General features: G+C 48.6%; 13 protein-coding genes. 2 read left to right on the top strand and 11 right to left on the bottom strand.

Features of this window, described 5'->3' with window-relative positions; genetic code table 11:
* The first annotated feature begins 21 nt into the window (after positions 1–21).
* Complete coding sequence (locus AC4G47_RS07200) at positions 22–876, top strand: pentapeptide repeat-containing protein (RefSeq protein ID WP_491105516.1); 855 nt, start codon at positions 22–24, stop codon at positions 874–876.
* A gap of 152 nt (positions 877–1,028) precedes the next feature.
* On the opposite strand, the gene AC4G47_RS07195 is transcribed toward AC4G47_RS07200, so the two are convergent.
* From AC4G47_RS07195 to AC4G47_RS07175, 5 genes are all read right to left on the bottom strand, one after another.
* Complete coding sequence (locus tag AC4G47_RS07195) at positions 1,029–2,006, bottom strand: diaminopimelate dehydrogenase (protein ID WP_372238418.1); 978 nt, start codon at positions 2,004–2,006, stop codon at positions 1,029–1,031.
* Positions 2,007–2,477: 471 nt separating this feature from the next.
* Positions 2,478–2,624, bottom strand: a complete 147-nt coding sequence (locus AC4G47_RS07190; RefSeq protein WP_491105515.1) for a hypothetical protein — start codon at positions 2,622–2,624, stop codon at positions 2,478–2,480.
* Positions 2,625–2,674: 50 nt separating this feature from the next.
* A complete protein-coding gene (locus AC4G47_RS07185) occupies positions 2,675–3,658 on the bottom strand; it encodes an alpha/beta fold hydrolase (protein WP_491105514.1) in 984 nt (327 codons plus the stop codon).
* Between the two features lie 232 nt (positions 3,659–3,890).
* Positions 3,891–4,646 carry an exodeoxyribonuclease III gene (locus tag AC4G47_RS07180; protein WP_491105513.1) on the bottom strand — a complete coding sequence of 252 codons (756 nt, stop codon included), beginning with the start codon at positions 4,644–4,646 and terminating at the stop codon, positions 3,891–3,893.
* Between the two features lie 85 nt (positions 4,647–4,731).
* Positions 4,732–5,289: a GNAT family N-acetyltransferase gene (locus AC4G47_RS07175; RefSeq protein ID WP_491105512.1), complete on the bottom strand. Its 558-nt coding sequence runs from the start codon at positions 5,287–5,289 to the stop codon at positions 4,732–4,734.
* Positions 5,290–5,453: 164 nt separating this feature from the next.
* Between AC4G47_RS07175 and solA the strand changes: the two genes are divergently transcribed.
* The gene (solA, locus tag AC4G47_RS07170) at positions 5,454–6,590 is read left to right on the top strand and encodes an N-methyl-L-tryptophan oxidase (protein WP_491105511.1); all 1,137 of its coding nucleotides are present in this window, start codon (positions 5,454–5,456) and stop codon (positions 6,588–6,590) included.
* Positions 6,591–6,725: 135 nt separating this feature from the next.
* On the opposite strand, the gene AC4G47_RS07165 is transcribed toward solA, so the two are convergent.
* The 6 genes from AC4G47_RS07165 to AC4G47_RS07140 all read right to left on the bottom strand — a co-directional run bounded on the left by AC4G47_RS07165 (position 6,726) and on the right by AC4G47_RS07140 (position 16,978).
* Positions 6,726–8,570: an RICIN domain-containing protein gene (locus AC4G47_RS07165; protein ID WP_491105510.1), complete on the bottom strand. Its 1,845-nt coding sequence runs from the start codon at positions 8,568–8,570 to the stop codon at positions 6,726–6,728.
* 205 nt (positions 8,571–8,775) lie between these two features.
* A complete protein-coding gene (locus tag AC4G47_RS07160; RefSeq protein WP_491105509.1) occupies positions 8,776–10,116 on the bottom strand; it encodes an AbfB domain-containing protein in 1,341 nt (446 codons plus the stop codon).
* Positions 10,117–10,506: 390 nt separating this feature from the next.
* On the bottom strand, positions 10,507–13,542 hold the full coding sequence (locus AC4G47_RS07155) for a beta-galactosidase (RefSeq protein WP_491105508.1): 3,036 nt from the start codon (positions 13,540–13,542) through the stop codon (positions 10,507–10,509).
* A 122-nt stretch (positions 13,543–13,664) separates the two neighbouring features.
* Complete coding sequence (locus AC4G47_RS07150; RefSeq protein ID WP_491105506.1) at positions 13,665–15,161, bottom strand: glycoside hydrolase family 30 protein; 1,497 nt, start codon at positions 15,159–15,161, stop codon at positions 13,665–13,667.
* A gap of 91 nt (positions 15,162–15,252) precedes the next feature.
* On the bottom strand, positions 15,253–16,098 hold the full coding sequence (locus AC4G47_RS07145; RefSeq protein WP_145323692.1) for a carbohydrate ABC transporter permease: 846 nt from the start codon (positions 16,096–16,098) through the stop codon (positions 15,253–15,255).
* Positions 16,091–16,978 (bottom strand): carbohydrate ABC transporter permease, encoded by an 888-nt coding sequence (locus tag AC4G47_RS07140; RefSeq protein ID WP_036668619.1) that lies wholly within the window; start codon positions 16,976–16,978, stop codon positions 16,091–16,093. The genes AC4G47_RS07145 and AC4G47_RS07140 overlap by 8 nt, the downstream gene beginning before the upstream one ends.
* Positions 16,979–17,059: the final 81 nt, after the last annotated feature.

Genomic DNA, 17,059 nt, shown 5'->3' with positions numbered 1-17,059 from the left:
TATTATAAGGAAGTGTTTATATTGTCTAACCAACCATTTGCCAGTACTGCGAGTCCTCATCTGAGCGCAGACTGCGAGCAATGTTTCGGCCTGTGCTGTGTTGCCCTGCCCTATGGCAAGTCATCGGACTTTGCTTTTGACAAGGCCAGCGGCACACCCTGTTCCAATCTGCGCAATGACAATCGCTGCGGTATCCATACCCAGCTTCGGCAGAAAGGTTTCAAGGGATGTACCGTATACGACTGTTTTGGAGCCGGACAGAAGCTGTCTCAAGTGACCTACGCGGGCAAAGATTGGCGGGATCATCCGGAGTCTGCAACTGAGATGTTTGATTGTCTGCCTGCCCTGCGGCAACTTCACGAGTTGCTAAGTTATATGAATGAAATGATGATGCGACCGGAGACATCATCGCTTCACTCGGCATTTGGTGAGTTATATCAGGAGATTGAGCGTCTGAGTAATCTGGAGCCTGCGGCCCTCTTGCGTCTGGATATTACTGAACATCGGTCCACTGTGAATCAGCTCTTGGTCCAGGCAAGTGAAATGGTACGCGCGAATGTACCACCTGCAACTCATGGACAAGAAAAGTCGAAGAAGGGCAAAAAACGCACCGGAAGTGACTTCTTTGGCGCCAACTTAAGAGGAGCTGACCTGCGGAGCGCGAGCTTCCGAGGGGCTTTAATGATTGCAGCCGATCTCCAAAATGCAGATGTGAGAAATTCCGATTGGATTGGCGCGGATTTGCGAGATACGAATCTGGGCGGTGCTGACCTGAGAGGTGGCATCTTCCTGACACAATCCCAGCTTAATGCAGCCAAAGGTGATAGGCATACCAAGCTGCCGGATCACTTAACTATTCCCACGCACTGGACGTAGAGGAGCCATCTCGACAAGAGCACACAACCACCAGCGGAAAAGTTTCATGCTTGATTCATGCCAAATTTCGAATTGCATACGGCAAAAAAAGCTCGTCCTATGATGCATAGGACGAGCTTTTTGTTATATCAACTACAGGAAGACATTACGAATTACAACAAGTCGCGGCGAAGATCCTCAGCTGATTTCGGAGACAGGTGACCGAGCGGAATATCAAATACCGTCTTCGCTCCCTTATGTCCTTCCACGCTCAAACGTTGTGCGGCTCTCGCATACGCCACAAGTACGCTCGCTGTAAATTCAGGATTGCTGTCGAGTTTCAGACCGAATTCAATAATTTGCTTTTGACCGGCACCTGTAACCCCACTGCGAATTACAAATCCACCATGCGGCATGCCCTCATGCTCGGATTTCAATTCTTCTTCGCTGATGAATGTTACTGTCGTATCGTAATCTGCAAAGTAGTTAGGCATTGACACAATCGTCTCACGGATCTCATCCTGATTGGCACCATCTTCTGCTACCACATAACATTGACGCAGATGCTTCTCGCGTGTAGACAGTTCTGGCGTCTCCCCTGCACGAATGCGGTTGATGACCTCTTCTACAGGTACAGTATACTGTACACCCGCCTTAACGCCTGGAACACGACGAATGGCATCCGAGTGACCTTGGCTCACACCTTTACCCCAGAATGTGTACTCTTTTCCTTCTGGCAGGATGGACTGTGCAAGCAGACGGTTCATGGAGAACAATCCTGGGTCCCAACCTGTGGAAATGACACTCACGTGACCGCCTTGCTCTGCCGCAGCATTAACTTCCTTGTAGAACTCAGGAATCTTCGCATGCGTATCGAAGCTGTCTACCGTATTGAACAACTTGGCGATAGCTGGTGTCTGCTCCGGAAGGTCGGTTGCCGAGCCACCACAGAGGATCATAACATCGATCTTGCCTATGTATTGCTCAGCTGCAGAGATATGCTCAAAACGAACTTCTGTGCTTTCAGCGACCATCTGCTCCGGATTACGACGTGTAAACACAGCAATCAGTTCCAGATCCTCGTTCTGAGAAATGGCTTTCTCCACACCTTTACCCAAGTTACCGTACCCTACAATACCTACTCTAATCATGTTCAATCCTCTCCTGTCTTCTTCTATAGTTGTCTATTACTTCTTGTATAATGATATAACATACCATGTAACTTGTCAGGTTTCCAGTTCGAATAAAAAAATACCTTACAGCGGTGCAGCAATAATGCTGTTCCGCATGCAAGGTATTATGGAATCTATTCGTTAATTTTAAATAAGGAGAACAATGTTCCTCATCTGATTCTTAAGATTCTGTCCAGGTCAATGTCAGTTCAATGACGCCTTCCTGCATCCGTCAACTATTTGGTGTTGAAGTAATCCTTATAGGAGCTGGAATACCGTTTTCATGTCTTGTTCTGTGGAGAAAATCAACATAGCTGATGCTTGCCTTCGTTCTCACCTGAATTGGCTAATCGAATGGTTGCATCTTCCAGCAGAGGGAAGTCACTTGGCAAGTTCTCTGGCAACTCATTGGTTCCAGCAATTACTACTCCTTCTTCTTGATCTTATGCGCTAATCCCGTTCAAACGATTGGATGACAGGTACTGCATCAACGTTATTCTTGACCCATATGACGGATACGGATAATACACTCAATGACAATAGACAACTGGCTGCAAGTATGGACAGGAATCGGGTGACAACTCTAACCTTTTTCATCCATCCCTCCTCCTCATCCTGTTCATCATGTGTTTGCGGAATCATGTTACTCATAGGTCACTGGACGGTGTCACTAATTTCAAGATTTCGGCAGCGACAATATCCGGCTGACTGTTATGGATGTAATGCTCGGCGTGAGGGACAATCTGCTGGGTTCCTTGTCTGGACCATGAGGCAAAATTCACTTGATCTGCCTGCCATGCCCGACTCCCCTCACTTGGTTGATCTGATCCGGCTGTCAGGATCGTCAGAGGGAAAGGAAACTCCTTTTTGTTCTCCAGCACACGTAATGCATTGATCTTGGAATGACGAATCTCATCCATCACGTTGTCATTGTATGCATGCTTCAGGGTAGAAATGGTGGCAGCCTTTTTCATCGGCGCAGAAACCAACTCTGGGTCAATGACCAGTGTTGCCATCATCTGATCCGAATGCAGCAATGTACGCGCAATGCCTGTTTTAACCAGGAATCGGACTGAAGTAAAATACCATTCGGGCGTATCCATTTCCACCGAACTGTAATATTCAGGACTTCCGCCATCAATCATGACCATGCCGGCTACCTCATCGGGATACTTTTGCGCAAATCGGAGAGTCTCCAGAGCTCCAAGGGAGTGGCCTACCATAATGTAAGGTGGACGTTGGCCGGATGTTCGCAGTAACTGATGAATCTCTTCCGAGATAGTATCGACATCACGAGGTTCATCTGTATAGTCGCTGTATCCGTACCCAAATCGATCATATACCGCAATTTTCACCTTTGATTTCAACTTGTCATACAACGGACTGAAATCCACGTACGGATTGGGTGTACCCCAACCTGAGGCAAAAACCACCGTGACCTCTCCTTTGCCAGCGGTGTAGAGATGCATGTTGCGACCACTCACTTCATAGTACTTGCCTGGCGGAGGATAAGACTTCATATCCTGCGTGGATTGATACGCCTCATAGGCTACCCCTGTCAGCAGTAAAAGTCCTGCAGCAAGCATCAGACCTCCCAGCACTTTTAACCCTCTCCGTAACCCCTTCTTCATCTTCTCTACCCCTTACTCCAAAGGTTCATCTATATATGTATGCTTCAATCGTACCCAAGAAATAGCGGAATTGAAACAATCCGGAGTCCAGTCCTTTCCCCAACCAAAGTCCAGTCTCACTCCCCTACCCGTGACGTAAAAAAACTGCAAATCTCCGATTAAGGAAACTTGCAGTTCATCTATATCTATATTCCAAACCTCATACCTTCATCCATCTCTCGATGATCCGTACCTAGAGTTCCAATGTTAGACCCACCGGGCAATGATCACTGCCCATCACGTGGCAGTCGATATGTGCATCAGCAACCTTCGGCGCCAATTGATTGGACACGAGAAAATAATCGATGCGCCAGCCCACATTCCGTTCTCTAACCTTCGGCATATAAGACCACCAGCTGTATACATCCGTACGATCCGGATACAGATGGCGGAAGCTGTCCACATAACCAGAAGCAAGCAAATCGGTCATCTTGCCGCGCTCTTCAAGGGTAAATCCGGAGTTACCCAGATTGGGCTTCGGATTCTTCAGATCGATCTCCTGATGAGCCACATTCAGGTCACCACAGACGATAACGGGCTTGGTCTGCTCCAGTTGCAAAATATAACCTCGGAATCGATCCTCCCATTCCAGACGGTAAGGCAACCGGGTCAGATCCCGCTTCGCGTTAGGGGTATAGACGTTCACCAGATAAAAATTATCATACTCCAGTGTAATCATCCGGCCCTCCGGTTCGCTGTCTTCCTCCATCCCATAACGAACGGATACAGGCTTGATTCGGCTAAATACAGCTGTGCCGGAATATCCTTTTTTGATCGCATAATTCCAATATTGATACACGTCTTCCCCCAGGTCCATCTCAATCTGCCCGGCTTGCAATTTGGTCTCCTGAAGGCAGAAGATATCCGCCTGACTCTCCTGATAATAATCCATAAATCCTTTGGTCACACATGCCCTTAAGCCATTCACATTCCAGGACACCAGCTTCATATCCTCATCTCCTCACATCTCTCCAATATAGCATGAGCGAATTCAGGAGGACAAGGTTCACGGCCTGGAAATGACATTAACTTGCCTATATATCGCTTCGTAACTTGGAGAACACCGCAAGGTCAATATATCTGCCTTTCTCGAACTCATGCTGTCGAAGTACGCCTTCCTTCTGAAAACCAAGCTTGTGTAACAGGCGAATCGACGCCTCGTTCTCCGGTTCAACCTTCGCTTCGATCTTGTTGAGTTGCATGCTCGTGAATCCAAAATGCAGCACAGCATGGGCCACTTCCGTCATAACACCGCGGCCCCAGAAAGCCGAACGCAAGTCGTATCCGATCTCAGCACGGTTATGTACATCTTCGTAGTTCAGGAACCCACAGGTTCCGATCACTTTACGAGTTTCACGGTCTTCAATCATCCAGCGTAAACCCGTGTGTTCCTTGAAAATCTTCGCATACCAGTTCATCTCACCCATTGCATCCTCCACGGATTCAAAGGGAGCAAACGGCATATATTGAACCACAGTTTCATCCGAATATAACTCCAACAGGTCTTGGCTGTCCCTTGCCTCTGCCGACCGAAGGATGAATCGTTCGGTCTGGATTAGGGGAAACAGGTCAAACGTAAATTGCTCACCCATGCGTGGTCTCCTTTATCACATTCATTATATAAGTCATTTTACTATTAATATGTTCTATTAACATCTCTTTCTTCTCTATAAGCTGTTCTATTGACTATTAAAAGTGTGGAGACTACATTATGCTTTAGAAGATTAACGTTGGAAATAGACTAGGAGGCGGAACCATGACCACACCATCATATGACGTTATTATCGTTGGAGCCGGCTCCATGGGCATGAGTGCAGGTTATTATCTATCGCGCAGTGGATGCAAAGTTTTATTAATAGATGCCTTTGATCCTCCGCATACGGAAGGAAGCCATCACGGAGATACCAGACTGATTCGCCATGTGTACAGTGGTGGGCCTGACTATGTTGCCATGGCACTACTTGCACAGAAGTTATGGCATGAGCTGGAGGAAACGACAGGAGACCAACTGTTTGTTCCTTCAGGCGTCTTGAATATAGCTGACCCGGAGATTCATTCCTTTCAAAGCCGATTGAGCCATGCAGATGATGCAGACATTCGTTATGAAACGTTGCATGCAACCGAGGTGATGAAACGCTGGCCAGGTATTACAGTACCTGAACATTACGAGGCCATGTATGAGCCTGATGCGGGTTATTTGTATAGTGAACCCTGTATTCGAGCCTTCCGCAAGGCAGCCGAGGCTCACGGTGCCACCTTGTTAACGCACACGCGTGTGGAGCATATCGAATACGGACCACATTCCGTTGCAGTTCAGACTTCAGGTGGTGATACATACCATGCGAATCAAATCATCCTGAGCACGGGTGCCTGGTTTCAGACGTTAAAACCTTTCGTGGATCTCCCGATCCAGGCTGTACGTAAAACAGTTGGATGGTTTGATTCCCCCGAAGCCTTGTATGGCGAGGCGCACTTCCCCGGATTCACACTGGCAGGAAAAGAAGGGACCTATTACGGATTCCCGAGCATTGGCGGATCAGGTCTGAAGATGGGTCGTCATGATACGGGTCAGGTGTGGACACCAGGAAGTACGATGGCTCCTTTTGGTACTGAAGAAACGGACGAGGGTGATCTGCGCAGGCTGCTCGAACTTCATATGCCTCAGGCAGCTGGAGAATTGAAACGTGGTAGTGTGTGCAAGTATGAATTCACTTCGGATGAAGATTTTATTATCGACCGACACCCTGCCCATGAGCGTGTGTGGCTGGCAGGCGGTTTCTCCGGTCACGGCTTCAAGTTCGCAAGTGCCATTGGACAAGTTCTATCCGACTTGGTTCAAACAGGACACACAGATCAGGATATTGGAAGGTTCGCCCTGTCCCGTTTTCGTTAAGTACAAGCCTGCTGAATCAACTTGAACATATGTATGTATAAAACAGCTACTTCCTTAGAGGGTGCAGTGTTGCTCAGAGCACTGCACCTCCAGGAAAGTATGCTACGTTAGAACGTTAATGCAAGCGCAAGCGCACTAATGAACTTTGATGAGGCTCCATTGCTGATTGGCTCCGCCATTGTCTGCCCACTGAATCGTGGAGGCACCTGCGGTCATAGATCCTTGATTGATGTCGACCGTCAGGCCACTGTTTCGATTCGCAAGTACCAGATATCCTCCCACATCAATGGGCAGCCATTGCTGATTGTTGCCCCCGTTATCCTGCCACTGGATCAAAGCGGCTCCGCCTTGTGTGGAACTCGCATTCACATCCAGTAAAAGACCACTGCCTACATTGCGGATGTTGTAATATCCGTTACCTGCCGACTCCAGCTTCCATTGCTGGTTGGCGGCTCCATTATCATTCCATTGAATAATCGTTGCTCCACCTGTAGTAGAAGCAGCGTTCACATCGAGTGCTAGTCCACTGTTCCGATTAATCAGCTTGTAGATGGCCCCGGCTTCATATCCTGTACTGCCATTGTAAGTTGCACCGGAAATGACGTAGGTTGTGACCGAATTGGCTTTGGCTGTAGCCGTAAAGGTTTTGTTTTGCACCGTAATATTGGTCAGTTGCTGCAACTTCTCTGTTGAAGAGGTCCGATATACCTGAGCAGACGTGCCTGTGTTAGTAAAGCGACTGAGATCATAGGTTACCGTTGTATCTGTCGATTCCGAATTGGTTGTGACCAGTACAATTTTACCGGAAGCTGCATCATAGGCTGAAAGGGTATTGGCATCACTCATGCCGATAATCTTGTATCCGGGACGAATAAATTTGCTGTAATTGCCCATGACATAATATTTTTGGTTCACGGTGTAACTGGTCGTTTGCGTATTGTTCAACACGTTCTTGAAGAATCCCCATCCTTCTGCACTATCCACGGCTTGCCAATACACCCATGCACTGGCCCCCATATTACGAATATCCTTAAGGATGGTACGGGACATCGTAAGTCCGCTTGCATCCCCGTCTCCATATTCCGAGGTCCACAGATGTTTACCGGCAGACGTCGCTGTGTTGCGCAAAGCAGTGCGATTGCTTCCGCCATACGTGTGTGTGTTGATCTGACTAATGGATGATTTGACCGCACTGCTGTAACTGTTGAATGAAACATCGGTATCATCGATACTGTATTCTTCCGGTGCGCTCAGCTTCGTGGACAGGCCCTTCGCATTCAACGAATCTTGTACCTGACTCAGAATCGAGTTCTGATCCGCCCGGTCAAAGTGCATGCCTTCCTGGTCATTGCCCTGCTTCCACCACGTCGAGATCGGTTCATTCAGCGGAGTTACGCTATCGAATGTAATCCCCCAATTATCCCGGAAATGCTTCACAACCTCGGTCAAGTAATCTGCAAAATCATCATAATGTTCAGGCTTGAGGTTATTCCCTCCATTCGCTGCACCCGATACACTGCCACTGATCGTCATCCAGTAGGGTGCCGAGTTGGCAAAAGCCTCAATGACGTTTACACCCTGCGCTTTGGCAGCTTGCAGCATATAACGCTGGTTCGCATCCGCAGTCCAGTCATACACACCCGGAGAAGGCTGATAACCGGGAACGGCTTTGCGATATTCGAGAATATTGGACGATGGATTATCCCCGCCTCCAATGTTGTACCGCAGGATGTTCAGACCCAGTCCGGTATTTGCGTTGAACATTTTCTCCACATACTCATCCCGGTTGGAGTATTCCCCTACCACTTTGCCCCACCACGCGAGAGATGTTCCCCATCCCTCCATCGTCTGATATTGCTTCGATGGATCGGCAACAGCCGTGTAAGCTCCCGCAGCAGATACCTCTGTCCCCAGTCCCAAACTGCCCGTTAGCAGACTTCCTGCCAGTAGCAGCGAGCTCATTCGTTTTAACCACTTCATCCGCTTCACTCCTTAGATTTTACACTTGCACTCCGATGTCAGAACAACTTTCCGATCGCTGTTATCCCCAGATTTTTTAATTATTCTTTTAAAGGGAAAATCCGGGGATAAAGGCGCACGCTTCGCTTCTTCAAGTTATTTCTGACCTCTACGTTATCGTGTAAAAAGTTTAACTTATTTATATCTTCTTAAACACGAACACCTATTATTGTGCAACCTCTCGGAAGGTCGCGTCTGACTTATCGAGTGCGGTAACGACAGCTTCCAATTTCAACATATTATTGTAATGTCTCAGGTACAGGTTCGGGTTACTAAACAAGGCATACGAAGTCCAAGCGGCGTTAGCAAGTCCATTGACACGTTTGAACGTGGCATCATTTCGGAATGTGGCGCTGCCGTCATTTTTCACCAATGTGATGTTGCCATTATTATTGCGCAGGAAATAACCTGGATAGTTCATGGACTCAAACGAAATTCCTGTTGCATTCGACAGCCCGGGAACAATACGGAACTGTGCATCTTCGGCTGGACTAACATTGCCATCGATTCGGGCCTGATAGTTGTAATGACGAATGAAGCTGCCCGGTACATTGAATGATTCCAACTTGCGGATATCGCCAGGCTGTCCGGATTCTTTCAATACGGTCATATGCCGGACGAGTCCGGTAAGACCCGCAATCTCCTGCTTGGCACCCCAGGTCTGGAAACCGTCAGCAGAGTCGCTGTAATAATATTTTTGTGTCGCATAGCCGTCAAAGTAGATTCGCCATGAACCATTATCCAACTGCACAAGCGCCGGACCTTCAACCCAAGAGCCCCAGCCGGCCCAATCCCCTGTGCCTTTAAAGGTATAAGGTCCGGTCAGCGAGGTCGCTGTCGCATATTCAATGTATTTGGTGGTTTCGTTCTTGGTAAAGGCATGATAGGTTGAGCCTGTCTGAACGATAAAGGTATCAATATAATTGGGAGCAATGCCTGCCAGTTCAGTAGGCGAGGACCATGAGGTAGACGTCAGATTGCTGCTTGAAGCAGTAATGACATAAGGTTTGAAATTTTCATAGTTGCCTGGAGAGAGGGACACGATAACGTTCAGACTGCCGTTGCTGTCTTTGAACCATTCCGGTGCCCATGTGTGTGCAATCGTGGTAGGAGTGGATAATGTAATGTTACGGACAAACGTCCAGTTTACCTTATCCGGGCTGGAGGCGATACCGATGGAATTACCTGACCAGTTCGTGGTGTAAACGACGTAGTACAGACCATCTGTGTGCTTCATGATGCTGGGATCGCGGATCAGATCGGCCGGAGGTGTGTAGGCTGGCCCTTTCAGCAAACCATAGTGGGTCGCATTATAAGATTCGTAGATATACATATTGGACTCACTTGTGTTCGTAAAAGCTGATATTGTATAGACACTTGTTGCTGCTCTGGCTGTATTAGGGAATAATATCGTTAATAGAAGTATTGTTCCGAGCAGCAGAATCATCCCGGACTTGAAACCGCTGGACTTTCCTACGCCTACTCCCTCTTCCTTCTTCGTTAACATTGGGTCATCTCCTTATCCATAAGTGATGAACAGAGGAATACCTCACTGTATTACCAAAGACAAGACGTACCTGGGACTGTACCTGATGAGCAACACCTCACGACTACCTGTTCGAATTCCAATTACATGAAGCATCACTCCCTTCACAAATCATGGATGAACACTCTCTTTTATGTAAACGGTTACAATAATGAAGTTACAAATTTCACCTTTGCTCACTGTACAGATCTAAGTACCACAGTCCCCATTCCCTTAGCCCAATTTACTCCTAAGACTGAATCCGAAGACTCATGAACCCGAGTTATTTTGACTAAGCAAATGAGGTAGTATGACTGCGGTAAAAGGTAATTTTTGCGTTTGCGTTTGCGTTATAGATGCTATTTTTGAGCGCTATTCCACGACAACCCAAGGATAACGGGATAGTTCATCCAACATGAATCGTACACGTCCTGGCGTTCTGCCTTCTTCATCGAATAAAACCAGTTCATTCTCTTCCTGTAGCCAAGCGACTGGAATCTTGTAATCCTCTTGTGGACCAATCTGCCAGTAACGTCCCAGATGATGTCCGTTCAGATGAATGGTTCCTTTACTCATCCCGGTCAGACGAAGCATTAGGTTCACTTTATGATGCTCCGAAACCGCAGGCTTCGCGAAACGCCAGCGGTACCAGACCGGCTGACCATACGAGCCTTGGACTGAATCATGGTTGGATACAGGGTGAGACTTCTCGTTCAGCATAGCACGATTGACCGATTCACCCGAGGTATGGGTTACCCGATTGGCACTTAAATTGCCACCTTCGGCGATACCAGGGTGTGCTGCACGCTGAATTGACCCCTGTGCTTCAGGATGGACCGATTTCTGTCCTACATCGGAGCTCTCCCATTGTTGCGGAAGCAATGCATCTGTCCCTGCCATACGCCAATCCTTCAGTTCTCCCTCACTCGGATACGTGATCAGTTCCAGTCGGTTCAACGGTGAACGGCTATACGGCATTTCCAATGTATTCGTCTCTCCCGGCTTGATGTAGAGGGACAGATCCAGCGTCTGAAAGGCAAACCAGTCCTGATATCCATCCATCGGAACTTCGATGCCGTTGATACGAAGACCTTTGCTCAGTGCACCCACGAGAATCGCACGATCCATGCCATCCAGCGTAAAGCTTCTGCTTAGATGTGGAGTCTCTTGGAGAGAATTCACTTCATCAAGATGCACACTTCCACTCTCCATGCGCCAACCCCGACGTATATCCTGAACTATGCCACCCAGATATGCAGGACCAGCCAGACCTTTGCTCTCACCCAGGTGTGGAGAGAAATTCAATCTGCCCATATGCTGTACCAGAATCTGAAGTGTGTTCTTCCCTTGGACTACTCGTAACTGCACTCCTGCGGCACCTACCTGACGCACGAATGCCTGCTGAACACCATTAACGATTATTCTGGCGGTATCCTGGATATCCGGCAAAATGAGATTAGTGATCTCTTCTTTCGGACTCTCGAAATCGCATTCATACAACAGATAACCAAAATCTTGTCCATACCGGGAAAAGTCTTCCGGTTGTGCACTCGCCGTGCACTGCTTCGCAGTTAACGTAACACGTGACAACTCGGGGGAAACAGATAACGTCGGTGCAATTGGCGATGTCCATGGATGCTGCTGTATTCCAGCGATGGACTCCTGACTGGCAAGGAACTCGTGACCTGTTAACGTCCGTTCTCCATCGGCCCAGTCACCCAGCAACGTAATTGTCCGATCCGGGTTAGAGATCATGCCCTTGACTTGGCCGGATGGCAACACGTCTACATCGTCGAGGCCTATTGCATAACGAAGTCCCTTCTGTTCTGTTGCTTCCAATCGCCATGTTCGATTCATCGTTTCTTGATCTAGAATGATGAAGCGGATCGGTGTACCGTTTGCTTCCAGTTGGATCGTTCCCGGCTCTTGGAAATGAAACAGATCGAAGCGGTATACGTTCCTAGCCGAATCGTGTTCGACAAGCACTTGCACCGTACTGCCCGTGACGTTCAATGCACCAGTTTCCAGTTCGATAACAGAGCGCTGCCCGGCAGCAGCCACGATGAACAGGGTCAATTCTCCGTTTATCATTTCATTGCCCGTAATCATCGTTCCTGCAGTCAGATATACTTGTTCGGCAATCGGTACCTGATCCAGTACCGGAATAATCTGCCCCGGATTCAGCGCTACGGGAAGAGTGTGGCCTTCTTCGAGCGTAATCTGCATCGTCTCCCGTTCATCCTTGTGACTCTCCAGGAACCATATCTTCTGGTCACCCGCTTGTCTGCCTCGCACAGACACGCCTTCAGGATGACGTACATGGTTCTGCTCTGCGGGAATTTCCTCTGTTTGCATGAGAAGTGCCCCGAATGCATGGACGAAATAAGACAGATTCTTGGTTACCGCATATTTCGGCGTCACTCGTCCATATTCATTCAGCGGTGCATCATAGTCATAAGACGTAATCATGAAGATATCACTGCTACCCATCGTTCTGCCGCCATATCCACCGAAGTTCGTGCCGCCGTAGAACATGTAATGGCTGATTCCGGAATACCCGGCTCGCAGAATTTCCATGATTCGTTTCTCCAGCAAAGGTACCGTCTTCTGAATGGCAGAGGGTCCTCCCCAGTTCTCGAACCATCCGGTCCAGAATTCCGTGACCATCTTCGGTGTCTCCGGCTGTTTGGCACGAAGTTTCTCATAATGTCCGTCAGCACCCGACCAGAAATTAGCCCCTTCAATCGTGCCTTCCGCCCCGCCAACGCAAGTGATCAGCGTAGCGTCGATGCCACGTTGTAACAATCCATCTCTCAGCGTATTCATATGGTCACTTGCCGCTACGTCATCCATCAGGTACCCGTATTCATTCTCCACTTGAACCAGAATGACCCTGCCCCCAGCGGATAGCTGGCGTTCCCGAATGATCGGCACAATCCGGTCAAAGTACAGGTTCACATAGTGCAGATACGTCTCATTATTTTCACGAAATTTCACGCCATCCTTCGTACCCAGCCAGTATGGAAAACCGCCAAAATCCCATTCTGCACAGATAAATGGACCCGGACGCGCAATGACCCACATGCCCAGTTCCGCACACAGATCCAGAAATGCACCGCAATCGTTATCCCCTTCAAAGGACCACTGTCCTTCTTCCGGTTCATGCACGTTCCACGCAAAGTAGGTGTCGATGCAGTTCATGCCTGCCAGCTTCGCCTTCAACAGAACCTCACGCCATTCCTCCTTCGGCATACGGAAATAATGGATCGTTGCACTGTTCAGAAATACACGCTCTCCGTTTAGGAAGAAACTGCGTGCATCGTATGTTAATTCGGATTGAACACCGTTCTCAGCCCTGGTGATGTTCTTCTCCTGTTCCTGAAACAAAAGGGATGCTTTCTCTGTCAAAGATATCCCCTCCTTCTCTGTATTTAGGTTCATATGTCCTGTGATTCATCTACAATATAAGTACAACTAATGAATATTTACACTGGCACTCCGATGACAGAATAACCTTCCAATCGCTGTCATCAGTTCGCCTGCACCGTCACGCCTTCCAGTACAACGGTTGTGATGGAATTATCTGCGGTAGGTACTTCCAGTCCGTTGGCATACACCGGAATGTCTTCAAGCTGTTCCATGTTCCGATCCGGTGAAGTCTGATACACCTGAGCGGTGGATGATTTTCCGTACGCATATCCTTCCAGTTCAAACGCCGTTGTACCCGCTGACAATTCATTACGAATTACCAGCACCAGTCTCTGACGTTCCGCGTCATAGGCAGCCAGCGTGCGTCCACCATCCGTTGGAATAATTGTCGCTCCAGGACGGATGAACTTCGTAAACTGGGCCATGCCATAATACTGCTTGGTCATCTCATACTGTTCTTCTCCGTTAAAATTGGCATGAATGAAGCCCCAATTGTTATTGGCGCCTTCATCTTCAACGGCCTGCCAGTATACCCAGGCGGATGGCTGCATGATTTTCAGATCGAACATGATCCGCTCTGCCAGCTCCTGCACCGAGGTCATATCCTCATGACTGTGCGGCTCACTGCCGCCTGTTCCGTACTCGGACATCCACAGCTTCTTGCCATGGCGTTCTGCCAGCGTGCGCAGTTCTTCCATTTTGCTACCATTATAGGAGTGGGTATTGATCTGCTGGATCACGTCCAGCGTGTCCTGATCATAGAGGTTGAAATTGAACACTGTCTCATCAATGCTGTTATCGTCTGCGGCACTGATGACGGTTCCGTCCAGTCCTTTGCTCTGAAGGGAAGCGGCCACTTTCTTAATAATCTCGGCCTGTTTCTCATTCGTAAAATGACTGCCTTCCTGCATATTGCCCTTCTTCCACCAGTCGGAGGAAGGTTCATTGAGCGGATTCAGTGTGCGGAAGGTGATCCCCCACTCGTCCCGATAACGCTTCACGACTTCGGTCAAATAATCGGCAAAGGCATTATACTGATCATCACGCAAATTATTGCTGCCATCCACGGCTCCAGTAACCGATCCACTGATCGTCATCCAGTAAGGTGGTGAATTGGAGAATGCTTCGGCAATGTTCACGCCGCGCTCCATCGATCCCTGTAATACAGCACGCTGGCCTGCATCAGCATCCCAGTCCCACTCTCCAGGTTCAGGCTGGAAGCCAGGTACATCCCCGCCGGGACGAAGAGCCTTCATCTCTGGATTTTCCTCGCCGCCAATATTGTAACGAACGATGTTCAGACCTAATCCTTTCTCCGGATCAAAGACCAGATCCATCACTTCACTCACCTTCGCCTGATCCTTCCATCCGCCAAGATCGTTGGCCCACCAGGCAAGTGACGTACCCCAACCTTCAAAATGATCATAGGACTGATCCAGCTTCAGACGTACCGGCTCCCCTTGGAACACAAGTGTTTTGGATGACTCATTGGCAAAATGATTGATAACAATTCCTCCTCCTGCCAGCAGGGCAATCAAGGCGACACCCATGAGGATATAGCTCCGTTTGCCTCTGCTGCGTTGTTCTTTATGCGCCATGGGCTAAACAATCCTTTCTCCATGTACGTTGATTACTCCGTTGGCCTTGAACGTCAGGTCCAATACATAAACACACTACAGACACCTTCTGTTACTTGATTCCACTGCTTCCGCCGCTAATGTTGGCCTCATAGACATAACGCTGTCCGAACAGATATACCAGCACCATCGGAATGGTGAGGAACAGGGAAGCGATCATCACAAGGTTCCACGGTGGCATCTGACCGCCACCTACCGTAGTCAACAGCTGCACCCCGAGTGCCAGCGGCATTTTCTCCGGATCATTGATATAGATAAGCGGCCCCATGAAGTTCCCCCAGTTATAGGAGAAAGAGAAGATCGCAATGGCTGCAAGTATCGGATAAGTCAGCGGCATGATGATCTTCCAGTAGATTCCCGGATGTCCCATACCATCGATCATGGCGGCTTCATCCAGTGATTTGGGAATACTCATGACGAACTGCCGAATCAGAAATACGTTGAACGCTCCGGCGAAGAAGCTCGGTACGATCAGCGGGTAAAATGTATTAATCCAGTCCAGATGACGGAAGATGATGAACTGCGGCACCATCGTCACCTCACCCGGAATCATCATCGTACTAAGCAACACAATAAACAGGAAACGGCTGCCTTTCGCCTTGATTCGGGCAAAGCCGTAGGACACGATCGAAGCTGACAATACCGATCCGACAATCGTAAAGACGGTAATGATGACCGAGTTTTTGAGATACGTGCCAAGATTGTTATTCGTAAAAATCGTATAAAAGTTCGACCATTGGAACTCCAGCGGTACGAAGGTAAAGGCTGACTTGACGGTTGTTGCGTCACTTGCCAGTGCAATGGAGATCATGTACAGGAAAGGCGAAGCAAGCAGCACCCCGACCAGAATCAGAAAAATATAGGATATCGTCTTCTCCACAGTCGATGGATTACTCATTGGCTTTTCCCTCCTCGTAGTGCACCCATAGCGCCGATGAACGGAATACAACCAGTGTCAACGCCATGATGATGATGAATAGTACCCAGGCAATCGCCGATGCATATCCCATTTTGTAGAATTGGAACGCATTCTGGAACAAGTAGGGCACAACCATCTGACTTGAATTGTCAGGTCCCCCGGCAGTAACAATGAATACCTGCGCAAAAGTCTGGAGCGCTCCAATCATACCGGTCACGAGATTGAAGAAAATGACGGGCGTCAGCATTGGGAATGTAATATGGAAGAACGACTGTGTACTCTTCGCCCCATCGATGGCAGCGGCCTCGTACAGTTCCTGCGGTATTCCTTTCATACCTGCAAGCAGTAATACCACGCCACCACCCACACCCCATAGGGACATGAGGATCAATGCAGGCTTAACCCAGTTGGGATCAAGAAGCCAGGCAGGACCCTGAATACCAAAGATCGCAAGTGCCTGGTTGATCAATCCTTCCGTCGGTGCAAGCAAGTGGATGAAGAGCAATGAACTCGCAACTACCGGAACGACGGAAGGCAGGTAGAACAGAATACGGAAGAAGGTAATCCCTTTGATCTTCTTGTTCAGGTAATAGGCAATCCAGAGCGAGATCGACATGCCCAGCGGAATGGATATTAGTGCATAGAAAAACGTATTGCCCACCGACTTCCAGAAGATCGGATCATCGGTCAATAGCGTTTTGTAATTGTCGATACCAATAAATTCAGGGGACTGGAACAGATCCCAATTCGTGAAGCTCATATAGATGGAAAACAGGATCGGCCCCAGGGTCAGCCCCAGAAACCCGATCAGCCAAGGCGAGATGAAGATGTAGAACCATTTCCCGTCCTTTTTTCTCACGTTAAGCCCTCCCATGACGCAGAGAGCAGATGGAACCCGCATTCACGCCGAATTCCACCTGTCCTCCTGTCGATGCTATTT

The organism is Paenibacillus sp. Negev47, assembly GCF_058313655.1.
This window is presented reverse-complemented; position numbering and strand designations above follow the sequence as displayed.